The sequence below is a fragment of the Pediococcus sp. M21F004 genome (genome assembly GCF_051122535.1).
Lineage (GTDB): Bacteria > Bacillota > Bacilli > Lactobacillales > Lactobacillaceae > Pediococcus > Pediococcus inopinatus.
Map to the genome: position 1 here is coordinate 228208 of NZ_CP177314.1, position 16772 is coordinate 244979.

Annotated in this window: 18 protein-coding genes, 1 tRNA gene and 3 pseudogenes; 12 read left to right on the forward strand and 10 right to left on the reverse strand. The window is 37.2% G+C overall.

Annotated features, from left to right (window positions below):
- The first annotated feature begins 19 nt into the window (after positions 1–19).
- The 5 genes and pseudogenes from ACLHK8_RS01195 to ACLHK8_RS01215 all read left to right on the forward strand — a co-directional run bounded on the left by ACLHK8_RS01195 (position 20) and on the right by ACLHK8_RS01215 (position 2968).
- Positions 20–680, forward strand: a pseudogene (locus ACLHK8_RS01195) (transposase).
- Between the two features lie 178 nt (positions 681–858).
- Positions 859–1116, forward strand: coding sequence for a transposase (locus tag ACLHK8_RS01200; protein ID WP_017866964.1), 258 nt, complete (start codon positions 859–861; stop codon positions 1114–1116).
- Positions 1101–1985, forward strand: coding sequence for an IS3 family transposase (locus tag ACLHK8_RS01205; protein ID WP_105782191.1), 885 nt, complete (start codon positions 1101–1103; stop codon positions 1983–1985). The genes ACLHK8_RS01200 and ACLHK8_RS01205 overlap by 16 nt, the downstream gene beginning before the upstream one ends.
- 72 nt (positions 1986–2057) lie before the next feature.
- Complete coding sequence (locus tag ACLHK8_RS01210) at positions 2058–2720, forward strand: hypothetical protein (protein ID WP_434520347.1); 663 nt, start codon at positions 2058–2060, stop codon at positions 2718–2720.
- Positions 2717–2968 (forward strand): hypothetical protein, encoded by a 252-nt coding sequence (locus ACLHK8_RS01215; protein WP_057775541.1) that lies wholly within the window; start codon positions 2717–2719, stop codon positions 2966–2968. Before ACLHK8_RS01210 ends, ACLHK8_RS01215 begins: the two co-directional genes overlap by 4 nt.
- A 205-nt stretch (positions 2969–3173) precedes the next feature.
- Here ACLHK8_RS01215 and ACLHK8_RS01220 read toward each other — a convergent pair whose 3' ends face one another.
- From ACLHK8_RS01220 to ACLHK8_RS01230, 3 genes and pseudogenes are all read right to left on the reverse strand, one after another.
- Positions 3174–3794, reverse strand: a complete 621-nt coding sequence (locus tag ACLHK8_RS01220) for an alpha/beta hydrolase (protein WP_063697237.1) — start codon at positions 3792–3794, stop codon at positions 3174–3176.
- Positions 3795–3796: 2 nt separating this feature from the next.
- A pseudogene (locus ACLHK8_RS01225) lies at positions 3797–4764 on the reverse strand (ring-cleaving dioxygenase).
- Positions 4765–4933: 169 nt separating this feature from the next.
- Positions 4934–5569: an NAD(P)-dependent oxidoreductase gene (locus tag ACLHK8_RS01230; protein WP_057775546.1), complete on the reverse strand. Its 636-nt coding sequence runs from the start codon at positions 5567–5569 to the stop codon at positions 4934–4936.
- A 170-nt stretch (positions 5570–5739) separates the two neighbouring features.
- Here ACLHK8_RS01230 and ACLHK8_RS01235 point away from each other — a divergent pair, with 170 nt between their 5' ends.
- The 5 genes and pseudogenes from ACLHK8_RS01235 (at position 5740) to ACLHK8_RS01255 (ending at position 9368) form a co-directional block, all read left to right on the forward strand.
- Complete coding sequence (locus ACLHK8_RS01235) at positions 5740–6300, forward strand: TetR/AcrR family transcriptional regulator (protein WP_057771976.1); 561 nt, start codon at positions 5740–5742, stop codon at positions 6298–6300.
- Between the two features lie 49 nt (positions 6301–6349).
- Positions 6350–6904: a TetR/AcrR family transcriptional regulator gene (locus ACLHK8_RS01240; protein WP_057771978.1), complete on the forward strand. Its 555-nt coding sequence runs from the start codon at positions 6350–6352 to the stop codon at positions 6902–6904.
- A gap of 105 nt (positions 6905–7009) precedes the next feature.
- Positions 7010–7765, forward strand: a complete 756-nt coding sequence (locus ACLHK8_RS01245; protein WP_057771980.1) for an SDR family oxidoreductase — start codon at positions 7010–7012, stop codon at positions 7763–7765.
- 117 nt (positions 7766–7882) lie between these two features.
- On the forward strand, positions 7883–8731 hold the full coding sequence (gene nudC, locus ACLHK8_RS01250; RefSeq protein WP_057771982.1) for an NAD(+) diphosphatase: 849 nt from the start codon (positions 7883–7885) through the stop codon (positions 8729–8731).
- Between the two features lie 86 nt (positions 8732–8817).
- Positions 8818–9368, forward strand: a pseudogene (locus ACLHK8_RS01255) (sugar O-acetyltransferase).
- A 78-nt stretch (positions 9369–9446) separates the two neighbouring features.
- Here the strand turns inward: ACLHK8_RS01255 and ACLHK8_RS01260 are convergent.
- Positions 9447–10169 carry an SDR family NAD(P)-dependent oxidoreductase gene (locus ACLHK8_RS01260; protein WP_057771984.1) on the reverse strand — a complete coding sequence of 241 codons (723 nt, stop codon included), beginning with the start codon at positions 10167–10169 and terminating at the stop codon, positions 9447–9449.
- A 94-nt stretch (positions 10170–10263) separates the two neighbouring features.
- On the opposite strand from ACLHK8_RS01260, the gene ACLHK8_RS01265 reads away from it, so the two are divergent.
- A complete protein-coding gene (locus ACLHK8_RS01265; RefSeq protein WP_082623214.1) occupies positions 10264–10755 on the forward strand; it encodes a MerR family transcriptional regulator in 492 nt (163 codons plus the stop codon).
- Between the two features lie 29 nt (positions 10756–10784).
- Here the strand turns inward: ACLHK8_RS01265 and ACLHK8_RS01270 are convergent, their stop codons facing one another.
- From ACLHK8_RS01270 to ACLHK8_RS01285, 4 genes are all read right to left on the reverse strand, one after another.
- A complete protein-coding gene (locus tag ACLHK8_RS01270; RefSeq protein WP_057771986.1) occupies positions 10785–11654 on the reverse strand; it encodes a DegV family protein in 870 nt (289 codons plus the stop codon).
- 61 nt (positions 11655–11715) lie between these two features.
- Positions 11716–12324 carry a cadmium resistance transporter gene (locus tag ACLHK8_RS01275; RefSeq protein ID WP_057771988.1) on the reverse strand — a complete coding sequence of 203 codons (609 nt, stop codon included), beginning with the start codon at positions 12322–12324 and terminating at the stop codon, positions 11716–11718.
- 376 nt (positions 12325–12700) lie between these two features.
- Positions 12701–12788, reverse strand: a tRNA-Ser gene (locus tag ACLHK8_RS01280).
- 334 nt (positions 12789–13122) lie between these two features.
- On the reverse strand, positions 13123–14250 hold the full coding sequence (locus tag ACLHK8_RS01285) for a tyrosine-type recombinase/integrase (RefSeq protein ID WP_367364930.1): 1128 nt from the start codon (positions 14248–14250) through the stop codon (positions 13123–13125).
- A 175-nt stretch (positions 14251–14425) separates the two neighbouring features.
- Between ACLHK8_RS01285 and ACLHK8_RS01290 the strand changes: the two genes are divergently transcribed.
- Positions 14426–14986: a hypothetical protein gene (locus ACLHK8_RS01290; RefSeq protein ID WP_434520348.1), complete on the forward strand. Its 561-nt coding sequence runs from the start codon at positions 14426–14428 to the stop codon at positions 14984–14986.
- Between the two features lie 168 nt (positions 14987–15154).
- Here ACLHK8_RS01290 and ACLHK8_RS01295 read toward each other — a convergent pair whose 3' ends face one another.
- Together ACLHK8_RS01295 and ACLHK8_RS01300 are read right to left on the reverse strand one after the other, a co-directional pair.
- Entirely contained in the window at positions 15155–16384 is a 1230-nt protein-coding gene (locus ACLHK8_RS01295) for an exonuclease domain-containing protein (protein ID WP_323708981.1), read from the reverse strand.
- 54 nt (positions 16385–16438) lie between these two features.
- Positions 16439–16750, reverse strand: a complete 312-nt coding sequence (locus tag ACLHK8_RS01300) for a zinc-ribbon domain-containing protein (protein ID WP_434520349.1) — start codon at positions 16748–16750, stop codon at positions 16439–16441.
- Positions 16751–16772 lie beyond the last annotated feature (22 nt).

The following is a 16772-nucleotide window of genomic DNA, read 5'->3' on the forward strand; positions in this document are numbered from 1 at the left end:
TAGAAAGTGATGACCACAAATGACCTACAAACATCTTAGCACAACTGAACTCACAACTATATATGCATTCTGGAAAAATGGTGAAAAAGCTTATAAAGTATCTCAGCACCTTAGGCGCTCAAAACAAACAATTTATCATGTTTATCACGCTTTAGAAGATGGCCTAAGCGTTGTTGATTATCAGGAACGCTACATCAAAAACAAGGCCAAATGTGGGCGCAAACGTATTATTTTGCCCGTTGACGAGACTGACTACATTAACGAACGCATAAAAAGATGGTTGGACGCCTGACACGATCATCGGTCGTTCAGAACACCAGATTAGCTGTAATGCTCGAACACTTTACAGAATGTTCAAACGTGGTTATTTTGATGTCCATCAGTTACCAATGAAAAATACAGCATTTGCTGATTGGCAAGGAATTTCCAACAAACACGATATTAGTACGTACTTTGCTCAAGTTGGTACACCTAATCAGCGAGGACTTAACGAAAATAATAATGGGCTTCTTCGAAAAGAGGGCCTTGAAAAGTTGTTAGATTTTTGTGATTAATCTGACGAATTTGTTCAACAAATCAGTACAAGAAGAAATCATATCTCACGTAAGTCTTTAGGCTATAAAACGCCTATTAAAATTTTTATGAAACATATCACAGATGAGGTATTAACTTCTTTCTAACTTAATTTAACAATTTGGGAAGATAATAGCGATGGTACTTTAAACGTTTAAATAACTTACGTATTAAAATAGAATTGTTTTTTGAGGTTAAGTGATATACAATTAAAGCGTTTTGAAGGTAGTATGAAATCATGGACACGATTTAGTATAATTCCATAATAGGAAGGATTGTGTTTTTATGACCAAGAAAAAGTACTCAGTAGATTTTAGAAAAATGATTGTCAAGCTGTACCAGGATGGCGCCCCGGTAGCTGATCTTACAGACGAATATGGTGTATCAAATGTAACTATTTACAAATGGATTAATCTATATAAAGAAGACAAAGGAAGTGGAATTTCCAAATCAGATGTTTTAGCGTTGCAAAAACGTTTGAAACAGCTAGAAAGTGAGAATGACATCTTAAAAAAAGCCTTAACCATATTCGCCAAAAAGTAAACCCAGATGACTGGCAGACAGCCGTTGATATTAATTTGAAGCACCATAGTATCAAAGAAACCTGTAAAGTACTCTCAGTTCCACGCTCAACTTACTATGAACATCAGCAGAATCATGTATCGCCACAAGCCAAGCGTCGTAAGACACTTAGCCAGTCGATTAAACGCATTTACTTTAATTCTAGACGTATCTACGGGGCACCTAAAATTCTAAAAGCGTTACAAAAAGAAGGTAAGACTGCCAGTATTAAGCTAGTTCAACGATTAATGCGCCAAATGGGGTTAAAATCAATCACGCGCAAGAAGTGGCATTATCAACAAACTAATGATATTGATGCGACTGATTATTCAAATATACTCGCGCAAGATTTTCGTACAACCAGTCCAAATCAAAAGTGGTGTGCAGACATAACTTATATTCACACCAAAGCCAATGGCTGGTGTTATTTATCAAGCATTCAGGATTTATATTCACGTAAAATCATTGCCCATAAAATCAGCCGTCATATGACTGCTGATCTTGTGATCAGCACTTTTCAACAAGCCTTTGAAACTAGAAAGACGACTAATAACTTAATTGTGCATACCGATCTGGGTAGCCAGTACCGCAGTGCTGGCTTTGAACAGATCTTAGCGCAACACCATATTCGCCATTCTTATAGCAAGCGTGGCTGTCCCTATGACAATTCATGTTTGGAATCATTTCACGCCAGTTTGAAAAAAGAAGAGGTTTACCAACACCATTATCAGGATTTTGAAGAAGCAAATGCTGCAATATTCAGCTACATTGAGAGCTTTTATAACAGTGCTCGAATTCACAGTAGCATTGATTATTTAACTCCAAATGAAAAGGAAAAATTAGTCGCTTAAATTATACATAAAATGTGTCCAGATTCTTGACCTAAATCCATTTTAACAAAATAAAATATGGGGGGATTTTTTATGAGAAAGCTAGTAATTAAAATTATTGTAGCTTCAATTTTGTTGTCGTTTGGAGGATCAATTACATCTGCTGAGGCTGCAACAACCGGTGCAGAACAGTTACAGGGGGGGAATGAGAAACAATTTTTGTCGCAGTCAGAAGTTGAAAAAGTAGACAAATTTGTGGTAGTAAAAGATAATCAATTTATTCTTAATACATCGATGGTTACGCCAGATCTGAGAGACATTATCGAAACACAAATTTCTACCACTAACGATACTATCCGAAAAAATGGATACACTATTAATCCAGAAACAAAAGAAATTAACAAGAATACACACACTCCTCAAATTATGGCACGATCAGCTTCTGTTAAGGGACTAAGTCACAAATGGTTCTGGTGGGGAGAAAGAGTTTATTTTAAAACAAATGCAGCAGTGAATTATATTGTGAATAGGTTTTATAGTCATGCTGAAACTCTTACTGGACTTGGAATTGTAAGTACTGTGTTGTCTTCTGGAGTTGCGACCGCCGTTGCAGGATCAGGAGCACTATATTTTCAGCATGTAGCCCGGCGACTAAATGCTTATAATAATTCACACCGCAAGAAACATATTTACATGGATATGAATTATCACGGTGGCGTATCTTTCACACCTTCTAAGGAGGTAAATAAGATATGAATATTGAAACAATCGTAAGTGTTGGGTTACCCGTACTTTTGATTATCAGTAGTTTTATTCCTGGAAAATATAAAAAATGGGTTTTTCTTAAATTTGGCATGTATAGATATATTATCATCGTTCCCGTGTTTGGCATCGTTTTGGCAATGTTCTGGATGGATTTACGTGCGCTCTTTCCTATGGTGATGATTTTTTCGCTGCTTGCACTTTTTTGGGATTGGCGTACGTTGAAAAGAATGAAAGGCTAATTAATAAGGTCTAAAATAGTGGTTATCAATAAAATAATAATGAATCTATACTATCACATTCGAAGTAAAGACCTTTTTTAACGGTTATATTGATCAAAATGTCACGTATGCAAGATTTTAAGAATGAATTATATTTAAAAAGTTATTAAACAAAAAACTCAGCAAACCTAAATTCACAATAGGTTTGCTGAGTTTTTATGTGCATTTAATTTAAATGGGCGGTTACCCATGCCTTAGCACTGACTAATTCAGGTTCGTTAATGTTGTGTGATTGCTCATGTTCAAAAATGGAAATATCAGCATGTGCTGTATCAAGAGTTTGCATCAGTTCATCGAAGTTTGTTTTAGAGACGATCGGATCCTGTGCACCATGTGATGCCCACAAACTAACGTTAGAAAGATCGGGTAGTGTCGTGACTTGGGTCAACACCATCGGATGAAATAACACGGACTTCTTGAAAAGAGGGTGTTTTGCTAACCAAGCATACGCGGCCACATTGGCACCATTGGAGTAACCAACCACAATCATTTTTTCCTGGTTGAGATGATACTGTTCAGAGTAGGTGTCGATAGCTTCCAACAACCAATCGGTTTCAGAATCTAAACTTTCTAGATCAAAACCGCCATCTTCAGTATGGTTGAAATAACGGGTTTGTCCGTTTTCAATCAAGTGTCCGCGAATCCCTAATTGCGGACTAGATGGGGAAAGATAACTGGCAATTTTTGAGAGATCCTCTTCATCACCACCGGTACCATGAAGCATCAGAATAGGGGCGACAGCAGGGTCTCCTGATTTGAAGAAAACATGGGCTTGTTCGTTAGCCATTGTTAATCCTCCGTTTTTTGTTCCGTATTAAAATCTACAAGGTGTCCTTCAATATCTTCACGTTGATCTTCCAAGAAAGGTGGTAATTCCAAATGAACGCCAGCTTCTTCATAAGTTTCATCTAGTAAGAATCCAGGGCCATCGGTAGCAATTTCAAAGAGTACGCCACGACCAGGACGGAAGTATTCTGACTTGAAGTAGAATCGATCCACTAACCCAGATTGGGCAAGGCGTGCTCCTTGAATCCGTTTGATCCACCAATTCAGACTTTCGGCATCCTCAGTTCGAAACGCCATGTGATGCACAGTTCCGAAACCTTGGAATTGATCTGGTAGCACAACGCTTGTTTCTGTGACAATTTGGGCGCCATGGCCGCTGTCGTGTAATTCATAAAGAGTTTTGCCATCTTCAGTATCCAATTTTGTGAAGCCCATCACTTCAGTTAAGACCTTATTTAATTGTTCGGGATAGTCAACCGTGACAAAGGAAGGTCCTAAGCCGCTGATGGCGTATTCTGCAGGTACGGGACTGTGACGATATGGATCGCCAGCCGGAACCCCATGATTAATTTCATCTGATACAAGTTGATATTGCTGATCGTCAAAATCATAGAAATAAAGGTACTTGGCTCCAAAACGCGTTTTAATTTCTTTGTGACGAACATCAAATTCGTCAAAGCGGTCTTGCCACCAGTCAAGGGCCTTGTCATTTGGAACACGGAATCCAATCCGAGTAATACCGTTTTTTCCTTGTTTACCCTTGGAATACCAGGAAAATCAAAGAATGTCAAATCTGTTCCGGCTTTTCCCATATCATCTGTAAAGTATAAATGATAGGTACGAACGTCGTCTTGATTAACCGTTTTTTTGATTAGATGTAACCCAAGAATCTCGGTCATAAATTTAAAGATCTTTGGTGAGCTAGAAGTAATCGCGGTGATGTGGTGAAGTCCCAGTAAATTTGTATTCATAATGATTGCCTCCCTTGGCTAGTGCTTTTATATTTGTTGAGCATAGTATACCAGCTTACAAAAAGTAAGTAAACTATATTTTACTTTTTTTGCCTTATTTTTTGATTTGTATAAAAAAACGCGCCAACCACCGGTGAGGGGGATTAGCGTGTTGTCCGTGATGGAGAGATTAATCATCAACGACGGTGAACTGTTGTTGAACGTGTTTAGGTGTTTCTAACTCATCAACTAAAGCTGCGGCAAAATTACCAAATGAAACTTGAGATTTGCCATTTTTATCGGTCATAATTTCGTTAGTTCCAAGGCGATACTTAGTCTTATCACCAGCAATAAAGTCACTTTGTGGGGTCATAACAGTCCATTTCACATTATCAATCCATTGTAGAAATTGTAGTTCATGAACTTGTTGCAGGGGAGTATCGATCCAAGGTTGTCCAGCAAATGTTTTTAAAATGTCGTTGATCTGGATCGTACCATCAGCTTTGATTAAGGAACTTGCTCCAGAGATGAATAATAAGTGGGTATGCTCATCCTCACGGAAGAAGCTAACTAGTTTTGTTGCAAGATCCAAGTTTAGATAGGCTGGTTGGATCGCAGATGCGTTAACAATCGCATCAAAACCGCTCAGGTCCGCTTTGGTAAGTGAGAGGGCGTCTTTTTCGATGACCTTTATATCATCACCAAGCATTTTTTTAGCCTTAGCTGCATTCCGAACAATGGCCGTGACTTCATGACCACGATCCTGTGCTTCATTAAAAACAACGTTACCAAAGTTACCGGTGGCACCAATAATTCCAATTTTCATAATAGTTCTCCTTATAAGTTTGATATCTCAGTCACAATCGGAAACTCGTTATAATTATATTGATTGATGAATATCAAGATTTTATGATAAACTTAGTTATTAAGTTTAACAAGAATTATAAACTTAGTGACTAAGTTTAGCAAGCCATTCAGCTCGAATTGGAGAAAATAATGAAAAAAAGAATTTTAAATGAAGAACGTGTTGTGGAGGCTGCTACCGAACTTGCAGCAAAAAGCGGTTTTGAAACAGTTACTTTAAGTCGGGTTGCGAAACGTCTAGATATTCAGCCTCAATCCATGTATCGCTATACAAAAAATACCGAAGACCTGCGAGCTAAGGTTTTTGCGAAAAGCATGCAAGAATTGGTGGACCAGCTTTATCAATCTTTAATTGGATTAAGTGGAGCAGCGGCACTTATCCAATTAACATACACTGTGGCATTTGATAAATATAGTGATGTCATTCCCCATGATTTTGCGGCGGTATCCAAGTATTTAAAGTACGTAGATGTCGCGACACAATATCACCGCTTATATGACATGTTACCTTTATACCTGGGACAACTTACGCGTGATGCTGAGACGATTCGGCGTGGGACCGCATTGCTTTCTGACTTCATGCTCGGAGAATCAGTCAATTCGCATGATAATGATGGAAATAGTATTGAAGTGAGACAGGCTGATTTTAAAAAGAGCGTAGCACAAATCTTGATGATGTTAGAAGAATCATAAACAAAGGAGATTAAGAGCTGTCAAAGCAGGAGATGGCTCACTACATAATATGGCAAAAATGTTTTTAGATGCGCAATTTAAAATTGATAAACGCAAACAACAAACGGAATCAAAATTAATTCAAACACTCAAGCAAAAATGGCAAGAGGGCATCGGTTTTGATCAAATTGAAATCAAAGCATTATGTGAAAGTGCAGGAGTTTCAAGAGCGACATTTTACCGACATCATCAAGGAATTGAAGATGTTGTGATGGTTCAGTTTCTAATGGCCATTTCTGAATTTGAACAGAAGATAGATGCGTTAAATCGGGTGAATTTTGAGAACGGCAGTATCACAGTTATTGATGTGATATATGCAAATCTAGATTTGATTAAAATGGTTAAATGGAGTCATATGCAAGCTAAGATTCAGGATTTATTTGGCGGAACAGCGTTGAAAATCCTAATTTCACGTGATTATTCAAAAGAAGCTAAGAATTTTATTAGTGAATATTTGGGTACGGCAATCTTCAATTTTGCGCAACAAATTGCTGACGCAAAAGAACCCATGCCCAAAGCAGAGGCCTTGCGATTGTATCGATTACTATTACCCAACAGGTTGTGAGACATAGGCCCCTTATTTGTTTTATTACACTGGTTATTAAATTCTAAAAATGTGTTAGGATATTTTTGAAAGAATTTTGATTTTAAAAATGGAGGATTTTTAAAGATGGCTGATAACGAAGAAGTATTAACTTTAATTACCGGGGCCGATAAGGGCGTTGGTTTTGAAACGGCTAAGGAACTCGGACAAAAAGGTCAACACATTTTGCTGGGTTCACGCAATATTGAACGTGGAGAAAAAGCAGTAAAAAAGTTGACTGATCTGGGCGTTAAAGCTGATCTCATTCAACTTGATGTGACTGATCAAGAGAGTATCAAAAAAGCAGCAGACAAAATTCAGGCTGAATATGGTCGGTTAAATGTTTTAATTAATAATGCGGGAATGACCAATGATGCCCATCAAAAAGCTTCAGAAATCTCAACAGCAACAATTCGTGAAGAGTTCGATGTTAACTTCTTTGGCTTAATTGATACTACGCAAGCAATGGTGCCACTATTGAAAAAATCTACCTGGGCTAAGATTATTAATCTTTCAAGCAACATGGGCTCTTTGGGATTGGCTAGTGATCCGCAGTCCCGTTTTTATCAAGTTAGTTCAGTCGGTTATCAATCTTCTAAGGCAGCCGTAAACTTTGTAACAATTGACCTCAGCAAAGAATTAAAAGAATTTGGAATCACCGTGAATTCTGTTAATCCTGGTTGGACGGCTACGGGATTTGGTGGTCGTTCAATTGATAGCCCTAAGATACCGGGGATGCAAGATGTTGAAGAAGGGGCAGCTCGCGTTGTTAAACTTGCCTCTGACCCAGATGATAAAACTACCGGTACCTTTACTGAAAACGAAGGAACTTTACCCTGGTAGCTTTGAAGTAGCAATAGCTTATCAAACATGTTTCGATGCTGAAAGATGTTTGATGGCTATTTTTTTAGTTTAGATTTATTATGAAAAGACAAACAATTCTGAAAAGAGGCAACCTAAATGTTTCAAGAGATTCAACCACATATTTTAGATATTCAATATCTGCCTAAAGAAATTACTCCGTTGGATTACGTGGTAATTTTAAATAAAAATAAAATTCTAATGCGGGATGTCGACGGTGTTGCTCAGGTACCGACATTTCAGAAAATACAAGAAAACTATGGCAAAGAGTTCACGCAGGCAGACTACTTGTTATCAATTGAAGGCCGCAGCTTCTTCTTTTTTGATATAGAACTCAAAGAGAAAACCGATTTTAGGTTCCAAAATTTGAATGTGTTGAGAACACTGCAACCCAAATGGTTAGCTTTTGCCACCGCCACAGCAGCCCATTTGGCAAATTGGTATTTACAAACTCGTTTTTGTGGGCATTGTGGGCATCGCTTAGTTAAAGGAACCAATGAGAGAAAGTTAGTTTGTCCATCATGTCACGCAGAAATCTTTCCGAGAATTTCGCCAGCCATTATTGTGGGTGTAAAGAAAAACGACCAATTGTTATTAACTAAATATGCTGTTGGCTATAAACGATACGCGCTAATCGCAGGATTCGTTGAAGTTGGGGAGACCCTTGAAGACACGATCAGACGAGAAGTTTTTGAAGAAACAGGGTTACAAGTTAATCACATTCAATACTATAAAAGTCAGCCGTGGGCATTTTCCCAATCTGTTTTAATGGGATTTTTTGCCGATAATGTGGGTCCGGATGCTTATACAACCGAAGAATACCATTCTGATGAAGCAGAATTGGCAATGGCAAAGTGGTTCGATCGTGATAAGCTTCCGCAAGATGATACAACCCTTAGCTTGACGAAAACGATGATTGAAGCGTTTCGTAAGGGTGAAATTAAGTAATAGTTAAAGCTAATGAGAAAAACAATCCCTTAATTGCTGGACTTAAACCAGAGTCTAAGTGCTAACATGGAATATGAGGTGATATGATGACTGAATTGGAAAAGTTAGAGGCTGGCGAGGAATATTATTTTTTAGACAGTGAGGTAGCTAAGCGAAAGGCACGTGCTGCTCATCTATGCGAGGAGTTTAACCAAATTTCTGCAAATAATCCCGAAGCGCAAACTAAAAAATTAAAGAAATTTTTGGCTCAACTGGTAAGCGAGTGTCAGTCCAAGCAAATTTTAATTGTGACAATGGCAAAAATATTCATGTGGGTGAAGATTTTCTAAGTAATTATAATTTAACGATTTTGGATATTGCACCGGTCACGATGGGTCATAACGTGATGATTGGACCAAATGTAGATATTTACACGGTTAATCATCCCATGACTCCAGAAGGGCGCCGTAAATATTTGGCCCAGGCTTCACCAGTCACAATTGGTAATGATGTGTGGATCGGTGGCAAAGTGTCCATTATGCCGGGGGTGACAATCGGCAATAACGTGGTGATTGCTGCCGGAGCAGTCGTTACGAAAGATATTTCAGATAACACATTAGTTGGTGGTGTACCGGCCCGTAAAATTAAGTCTTTATAGATAGAAAAGTAGCAAACTCCAGATTTGAGTTTGCTACTTTTTTTGCAAATTAATATTTAACGTTATTGGAGGCAAGCCTCAGTTCAACGATCCGAGAGTTCTTTGTTTGTGTACAAACACTGCCGCTGCTTCTGGATCACCGGCTTCGTGATGGGCGCCTTCAGTATTAGCGACAATAAATTGTTTGAATTGCTCGTAGTCTTTAATTTCAGGTAGTACTTTTTCTGAGGAGCGACCGGCCCAGTCGGTTCTAAAACCACTTGGTTCGACCAACATTACTTTGATACCAGAATTTGCAACCTCTTTGGCGATTGCCTCGCTAATGCCTTCAACTGCATACTTGCTTCCATGATAAAACGAAAGGGTAGGAAAAGAGAACAGGCCACCAATTGATGAAAAATTTACAATCACACCCGATTTTTGTTTACGCATGGTGGCTAATACACTACGCGTCATATCCACTAGTCCCCATACGTTGACGTCAAACATATATTTGACGGCATCGCGATTACTTTCTTCAAAAGTCCCAAAATACCCAATACCAGCATTATTAACTAAAACATCAATGGAACCAAAAGATTTTAAAGTTTGTTTGACAACTTCTTCAATTTCCGCTGGCTTGGTGACGTCTAAAGTTAGCTTTTTGATCTGACCCTGGTTAAACTTGTCTAAATAGGCTAGCTTATCAACATTTCGGGCAGTGGCTACTAAGTTTATATTTGGTTTTTTTGCCAGTAAAGTTGCTAAGTTTCGACCAAAGCCTGTTGATGTTCCTGTGATTAACCATGTTTTATTTGCCATAAAAATTATCTCCTCATATTTATAATTTCTTAATTCTCTGTTATCATACGACTTGAACCCGGGTTTAAGTCAAACATGAAATGGAGATAATATTTTGAATTATTCAATTGGAGAAGCAGCAGAAAAAATGGGAACCACCACATCGGCACTTAGGTATTATGATAAAAAAGGATTGCTTCCTTTTGTAGATCGAGATGCCGCTGGCAGACGTAAATTTAAAGATAATGATTTTAATTTTCTTGAAGTGATTAATTGTTTAAAAAAGAGTGGCGTACCTATCAAAGACATCGGGAACTTCATTAGTTTATGTTTGCAAGGGGATGGGACACTCCAGGAGCGATATGATTATTTAGATCAAGAAGAGGGCGCTTTAGAGGATAAAGTTCATGAAATGCAAAGCCAATTGGATTTTTTGAGATTTAAAAAATGGTACTACAAAACTTCTGTAGAAGCAGGAACCGAAGATATTCACTTTACGCCCGGAACAAAATTTGTGGATCCAACCACGCATGATCAGTATCGGGCAAAATTGAAAAATTCTAGTGATATTCGGGAATTAATTGACCTAAGATCAAAAAAAGACTAGCAATATGCTAGTCTGGATAATCGTTAAATTTATTTACGTTCTGAATTACCTAAGGAGAAGACTGCCACACATCCTAAACCAGTGTGGCTAGCAATGGTTGGTCCGATATGCTCAATTAAGACCTGAGCTTCAGGGATGCTTTCATGAATATGATCGCTAACTAGTTGAGCAGCCTCATCAGCTTGACTAGTTGCAATGACGATGCGGGGATTATCCCGGTTTGCCAACGTTTCAAGCGTATTGTCTGCCAGTGCTTTTAGTGATTTTCGTCGCGAGCGGGCTTTGCTAACCACTCGCAAGTAACCCATCGTATCTACATCCATTACTGGTTTGATATGGAGGAGCGACCCAACAGCAGCTGATGCCCGTGAGACTCTACCACCGTGATACAGATAATTCAGATCATCAACTGTAAACCACTGGCGATAACGCAGGCGGTTTGTTTCTAACCAGTCAGCTAGTTCAGTAATGTCCATGCCAGCTTTTTTCTTGTCAATTGCATCAAGTACCATTAATCCTTCGCCACAGCTAGCGGCAAGAGAATCCACTAAAAATATTTGAGCATCGGGATACTCTTGTACTAGCATTTTTTTAGCATTTTTAGCGTTATTAAAGGTGCCACTTAAACCAGATGAGAAACCTAGGTATAAAATAGGAATTTGTTTTTTTACATAAGGCTTGAAAAACTCAACAAACTGACCAATGTTAATTTGGGCTGTTGAAGGCATAACGCCCTTATCAATTTGTTGGTAAAAATGATTAAGATCAAATTTATGTTCTAAATCATCAGTATAGTCCTGGCCGTCGATATCCACATGCATTGATACGAAGCCAACATGATTATCTGCAAGAAGTTGGTAGGGTAAGTCAACGCCTGAATCTGTTAGTAATTGATACATGATATACTCCCTTGTTTTACGTTTATGATTTTCATTTTACGCCAATCCGGATTACTTAGCATTATATTAATGATAGAAATTTAGTTAAAGTGCCGCTTTCTACCATAATGTACAGGCCAATTAAAATATAAACTGCCGCCGTCAACCAACGACCATATTTTTCCAGAATGCCCGCAATTATCGGGACTTTTACTAGGCTGTACCCAGCAATAAAGAATAGGGTTAGCATGACTAAAAAGGTAAGCAATACAATGACTATGGCAGATGGGGAAAGGGTCACAAAAAATGGGACATAAATCCCAATATTGTCTGCACCACAAGTTGCAATTGTAATCGTAGCGACGTTCAACATTAAGCCCCGGTGACTGGATAGGGTTTCATGAACAATGTCATCCGTATCTTCTTCACCTTTTATTAAGAGCTTAAGCCCCATAAGAATTGGAATGATACCCAGTATTCCGAGTACCCATTCGGCTGGTACAAGGTGGAGAATGAAGGCCAATATCAAAGCGGCCAAAACTAAGGTCCCGGTTCCCAACAGATCGCCTAAGTAAACGGCCCATCGCTGTTTGTGAGATCGTACCTGGCTAAAAATAAGCATTAAGATGATCAAGTAATCGATACTTGTCGATATGTAGGCTGTGGCACCAGATAAAATGATTTTTCCCATTGTGGAGATTCCTTTCGTTTGAAGCAGAAAATGATAACAGTATTTCCATTGTAACTTACTTGTGAGAAATTTTTAAATTTGCTTTTTATGGACTTATCAAAAAAACTTTGACAGTTTAAACTGAATTGGAGCCTTTAGTTCTAAATTTAGCTGCAGACTGTGCGATTGCCCGATTGGTCAGAAATCTTTTTTTTAAGTGTGGCCACATATGTGGTAAGTTTGATCAACGAGCCATCTTTTGATACTAGGGCAAGTGGCGGTTTAGATAAAACAGGCAGTGAAGGGAACAAGCCCAGTTTTATTAAAGTAAGTAAAAAAATGTTGTCATAAGATGTCCAATCAGGACAAATTATGGCAACACTTTTCTATTATTTTAAGGAGAGTACAGGAATTGAACCTGCGCGCCGGTATAAGCCGGTTCGCCGGATTTCGAGTCCGGTGCATTACCACTCTGCCAACTCTCCAGAATTTACTAAATAAGTATACCAAAAATCTGGCATATTGGCAAAAAGCGTTTTTTTTAAATCTTCATTTCAAGCTTGTCTTCATACAGGCAACAGCTGCTTAGGTTCAATTCCTGTACTCTCCTTTATAGAATGATATAGAAACTTTTTAAAAATCAGAAATGCCTTTATACCAGCGTTTCTGATTTTTTATTATCATAAGAAAGTACTAGAAAACACTAGAAATTAAAAACATTTTGCACAAATTTTGCACAAGCTGAAACTCTGTAAGGCAGATGGGTGTGCAAGTTTAGCAATTAAAATTTTTGTGTTTTGCACAAAACGGGTATTTTCGTTAATTGATGTCTTTTTTTATTGCTTTTTCTAACGGTAGGATATCTTGAAGAGAGTTAACGATTTGAGTATCCGTTTTAGCTTTGTACTCATCAATCAAATATGCATATATTCGTCCCGTGACTACCATATCGGCATGGCCTAGTCGTTTAGATATGGCGTACAAATCAATGCCTTGTGAGAGCAAGTACGCCACATGTGAGTGACGACATGAGTGGAAATGAAACCCTTGACGCTCAATGTTATTTTCAACCAACGCTTTTTTTAATACAGTGTTGACAGCATTCGAAGTTGGTATGGTGTGATATTGATTTGCAAAGACACGTCCTAACTTGTCATCCTTTGGTAGTTCATTCAGTAAGCCTATTAACCAGTCAGCAATACGAATAGTTCTGTAGGAAGTAGCATTTTTTAACGGCTCAAAATTCTTAGAAGTTTCGTTCCATGACTGTTTTAAAGTAAGAGTTCTAAAATTGAAATTAATATCTTCCCATTTCAAGCCACCAACTTCACCTGGTCGCATGCCTGTTAACAACGCAGTTATAATCATATATTTAGATGTAAAATGAAAATTACGAGTTGTATATAAATATTGCATTAAACGTTTTAGTTCTTCCACGTTTAGATATTGAATTTTGCGTGTACGCTTTTTATCAAAAACTATTGATGTGTGTTCTACAAAATCTTTTTCAATTAATCCATCGTAGACAGCATCTTTAATGCTGGCATGATAGAGTGAATTCATCTTAGAAACTGTTGATTTTGCATGCTTCTTACCATAGTTTTTCATAAATTTTTGATAAATACGACGATCTAACTCATCTAATCGAATGCCAGGTAAGTACTGCTTAAGAATGTTGTATGCTTGCACGTAGGTTGCTCTAGTTCGTTCACGCACACTTGATTCCTTGTATGTTTCGAACCAATCCCAAAAGTAAGTTGTGAAGTAAGGCGAGATATTACCAGTTAGTTCGTCTCGTCCAGACTTGAGCTCATATTCATTTGCAAAATCAATTGCCTCAGCTTTCGTGCGTGACCGTTGCGTTTTTGTTCTATATTTTCCACTGGCGTCCTTATACGAAACCCTAGTTAACCATTTACCATTTTTATCTTTTTTAATACTTGCCATATTGAGAACCTCCGTTCGCTTTAACCGTCTGTCCTCAAGTGCTAAAATGAATAGCGAAAGAGGACTACAGAAATGTAATCTTTGGGTTAAGCACATTCGACTTCTTGGCGGGAGAGAATGTGCTTTTTTAATGTTATAATTGTTAGTGAAAGTAATTCATCAAAGGAGAAATAAAATGAATAATATTATCTATATAGTCCCGGGTTTCATCTCGTACATTTTATTACGCCCATTTGGCTTGTTTAATTTTTATAACGAAACTGATAGACAATTAACGTTGATCATTCTTTCCGTCATTAATTCTGCACTGAGTACAGTAATTAGCAAGTTCTTGTTTAAAGGTAATAGCATTTGGATATTACTGCTAACTTCTCTTGTAATCACCATTTTTTATTTTGGAATATTTACGTTATACAATAAATTTTCACAGGCTATTGCGAACAAGTTAAACATGAGTCTTTACGATAATCAAGGAACAATGGAACATATACTTTCCGAAAATTTCAAAGACGGAAAAGAATTGTTTTTAATTTCTTTTGATTTTGAAGGCAACTTTATTTCATCAGGATATGTTAAGAATATTGACGACAAAGGGAATCATCAAGTTGCTTTAAACGGCCAGGACGAAACAATATACTCCGTAGATGAAGCACGTGATTTATATAAAGAAAATGATTTGAATTCAATCATTGTTGATTATAAAGACAGAGTGAAGTCGTATGTAATTATTTCTTAGGCTTAGGGCTAGGTTTAACCGACTTCGTTTGTGGTTTACTAATGGATCTGTTTTCTGCGTTTGGGACATCTTTTATAGGCATCACACGAGTTTCTTTTTCACTCATTAATATCACTTCCTTTCGTAGCACATCCTTTAAACTTGCCGGCAGGGGATGTGCTTTTTTTATTATGCAGTTTCTTGTTTAGATTTATTTAATGCCATTTTTTCAAAATCATCTAGTGAAATAATTTTAGTCACATCAGATGTCATAGCTTTTAGTTCAGAACTGCTATGTTTGCCATCCACTAAGTTAGTGGCAATTTGAGTTCCGTCTATCAAATAATTAGTTAGCTTAGTGACTGTTTTAGTGTATTTACCACCATGCTCAATTATTTCCTCTGCAATTTCATCACGACCTTTTTCTATAAATTGTCCAGTAATAGAAAAGCGTAACCCAACAAGTGTTTTTTCAAATTTAGAATAATCAGGCTCAACTTGATCCAATCTATCATCACGTAAATTTTGATAAACTATAGCATTAGTCTCACAGTCATTTAACGAATTATGAGATCTATTTACGATTCCATAATATTCTTTTAAAGTTGGCAATTTATGATTTTTTAATTTCGGTAACTTGTTGTTTGACAGCGGGTAAGTATCCAATGCATAAATGTCCTGAACTGAAAATCCTTTAGCTATTAAAAATGGAATATCAAATCTATAGATGTTATGACCGACAAGTGGTAGGTCTTCAATGAAGTCTGTAAATTGTTGAATTACTGTTTCAGTTTCTGGAGCATTTGTGACCATTTCATTTGTTATACCTGTTAAAAAAGTAATATTCTTATCAAGCATTTGGTGAGGATTTACATAAGTATTAAACTTTTCAACTAGTTTATCGTTACGATATTTTACTGCTGAAACTTGTGTAAGTTCATTTTCGTAACGATTTAAACCAGTAGTTTCAATATCAAATACCACAAAGTCAGTTAATTTACGACGTAGTTTGTGCACTGTTGGCACAACTCTTTCTCTGACTGGAATTGAGACAGTATTCTCAGTTTCAGTGTTATTTGATTTTGGAACTTCAATTTTGCTTAAATTATTATCAGTTATTACCTGGTCTTCAGTAGGTTCCTGACTTGAAGAATTAACATCCGGTTGATGAACTTCTTCAAAATTGGCATCCTGTGTTTTATGTACTTCAGGTTTAGAAACATTCGGTTTATTACTCATTTTTTTATCGTATCCATACCAGACAGCAGTTCCTATTGCAACAACAGCAATAAGCCACCAGTATTTCACAGCTAAAGTTATTGCATAGATAATAGCAATAGCTGGTATTACGAATTTTGCCAATCCTCCCAATAATTTATATGCAGCGTAAATCAATATAATAGCAACCAATAAACCCATGTCATAATTCCTCCAAAACATTTTATTTTTAATGGCTTTGAGATTGGCTTTTTTTTAAAAATATCTAGCTAATCCAATAACGCCACAAACGATTCCAACCACTAATAAAGCAAAGCCACTATCTTTGGTAGACTTATATTTATATAGTTGATATCCACAAATAATGCTACCAGCTATAGCAATAGGGCCACCTAAAATTGAAATGGCAGCACAAACATAGCCAACGATTATATATGACCATTTACCATGTTCAGTATAAGTATCATTTTCAAAATCTATTTTTGCTCCACAATTGGGACAGACTTTAGTTGATGGCTCCACAGGTTCGTGGCATTGCGGACATAAATAACTTACTTGTTGTTTCATAATAAACTCCTCCAAATTACAT

What these genes read in the sequence shown, in the direction of transcription:
- ACLHK8_RS01200 (WP_017866964.1), top strand. Translation starts at nt 859, where the DNA reads ATGACCAAGAAAAAGTACTCAGTAGATTTTAGAAAAATGATTGTCAAG.
- ACLHK8_RS01210 (WP_434520347.1), top strand. Translation starts at nt 2,058, where the DNA reads ATGAGAAAGCTAGTAATTAAAATTATTGTAGCTTCAATTTTGTTGTCG.
- ACLHK8_RS01215 (WP_057775541.1), top strand. Translation starts at nt 2,717, where the DNA reads ATGAATATTGAAACAATCGTAAGTGTTGGGTTACCCGTACTTTTGATT.
- ACLHK8_RS01220 (WP_063697237.1), bottom strand. Translation starts at nt 3,794, where the DNA reads ATGGCTAACGAACAAGCCCATGTTTTCTTCAAATCAGGAGACCCTGCT.
- ACLHK8_RS01230 (WP_057775546.1), bottom strand. Translation starts at nt 5,569, where the DNA reads ATGAAAATTGGAATTATTGGTGCCACCGGTAACTTTGGTAACGTTGTT.
- ACLHK8_RS01235 (WP_057771976.1), top strand. Translation starts at nt 5,740, where the DNA reads ATGAAAAAAAGAATTTTAAATGAAGAACGTGTTGTGGAGGCTGCTACC.
- ACLHK8_RS01240 (WP_057771978.1), top strand. Translation starts at nt 6,350, where the DNA reads ATGGCAAAAATGTTTTTAGATGCGCAATTTAAAATTGATAAACGCAAA.
- ACLHK8_RS01245 (WP_057771980.1), top strand. Translation starts at nt 7,010, where the DNA reads ATGGCTGATAACGAAGAAGTATTAACTTTAATTACCGGGGCCGATAAG.
- nudC (WP_057771982.1), top strand. Translation starts at nt 7,883, where the DNA reads ATGTTTCAAGAGATTCAACCACATATTTTAGATATTCAATATCTGCCT.
- ACLHK8_RS01260 (WP_057771984.1), bottom strand. Translation starts at nt 10,169, where the DNA reads ATGGCAAATAAAACATGGTTAATCACAGGAACATCAACAGGCTTTGGT.
- ACLHK8_RS01270 (WP_057771986.1), bottom strand. Translation starts at nt 11,654, where the DNA reads ATGTATCAATTACTAACAGATTCAGGCGTTGACTTACCCTACCAACTT.
- ACLHK8_RS01275 (WP_057771988.1), bottom strand. Translation starts at nt 12,324, where the DNA reads ATGGGAAAAATCATTTTATCTGGTGCCACAGCCTACATATCGACAAGT.
- ACLHK8_RS01285 (WP_367364930.1), bottom strand. Translation starts at nt 14,250, where the DNA reads ATGGCAAGTATTAAAAAAGATAAAAATGGTAAATGGTTAACTAGGGTT.
- ACLHK8_RS01290 (WP_434520348.1), top strand. Translation starts at nt 14,426, where the DNA reads ATGAATAATATTATCTATATAGTCCCGGGTTTCATCTCGTACATTTTA.
- ACLHK8_RS01295 (WP_323708981.1), bottom strand. Translation starts at nt 16,384, where the DNA reads ATGGGTTTATTGGTTGCTATTATATTGATTTACGCTGCATATAAATTA.
- ACLHK8_RS01300 (WP_434520349.1), bottom strand. Translation starts at nt 16,750, where the DNA reads ATGAAACAACAAGTAAGTTATTTATGTCCGCAATGCCACGAACCTGTG.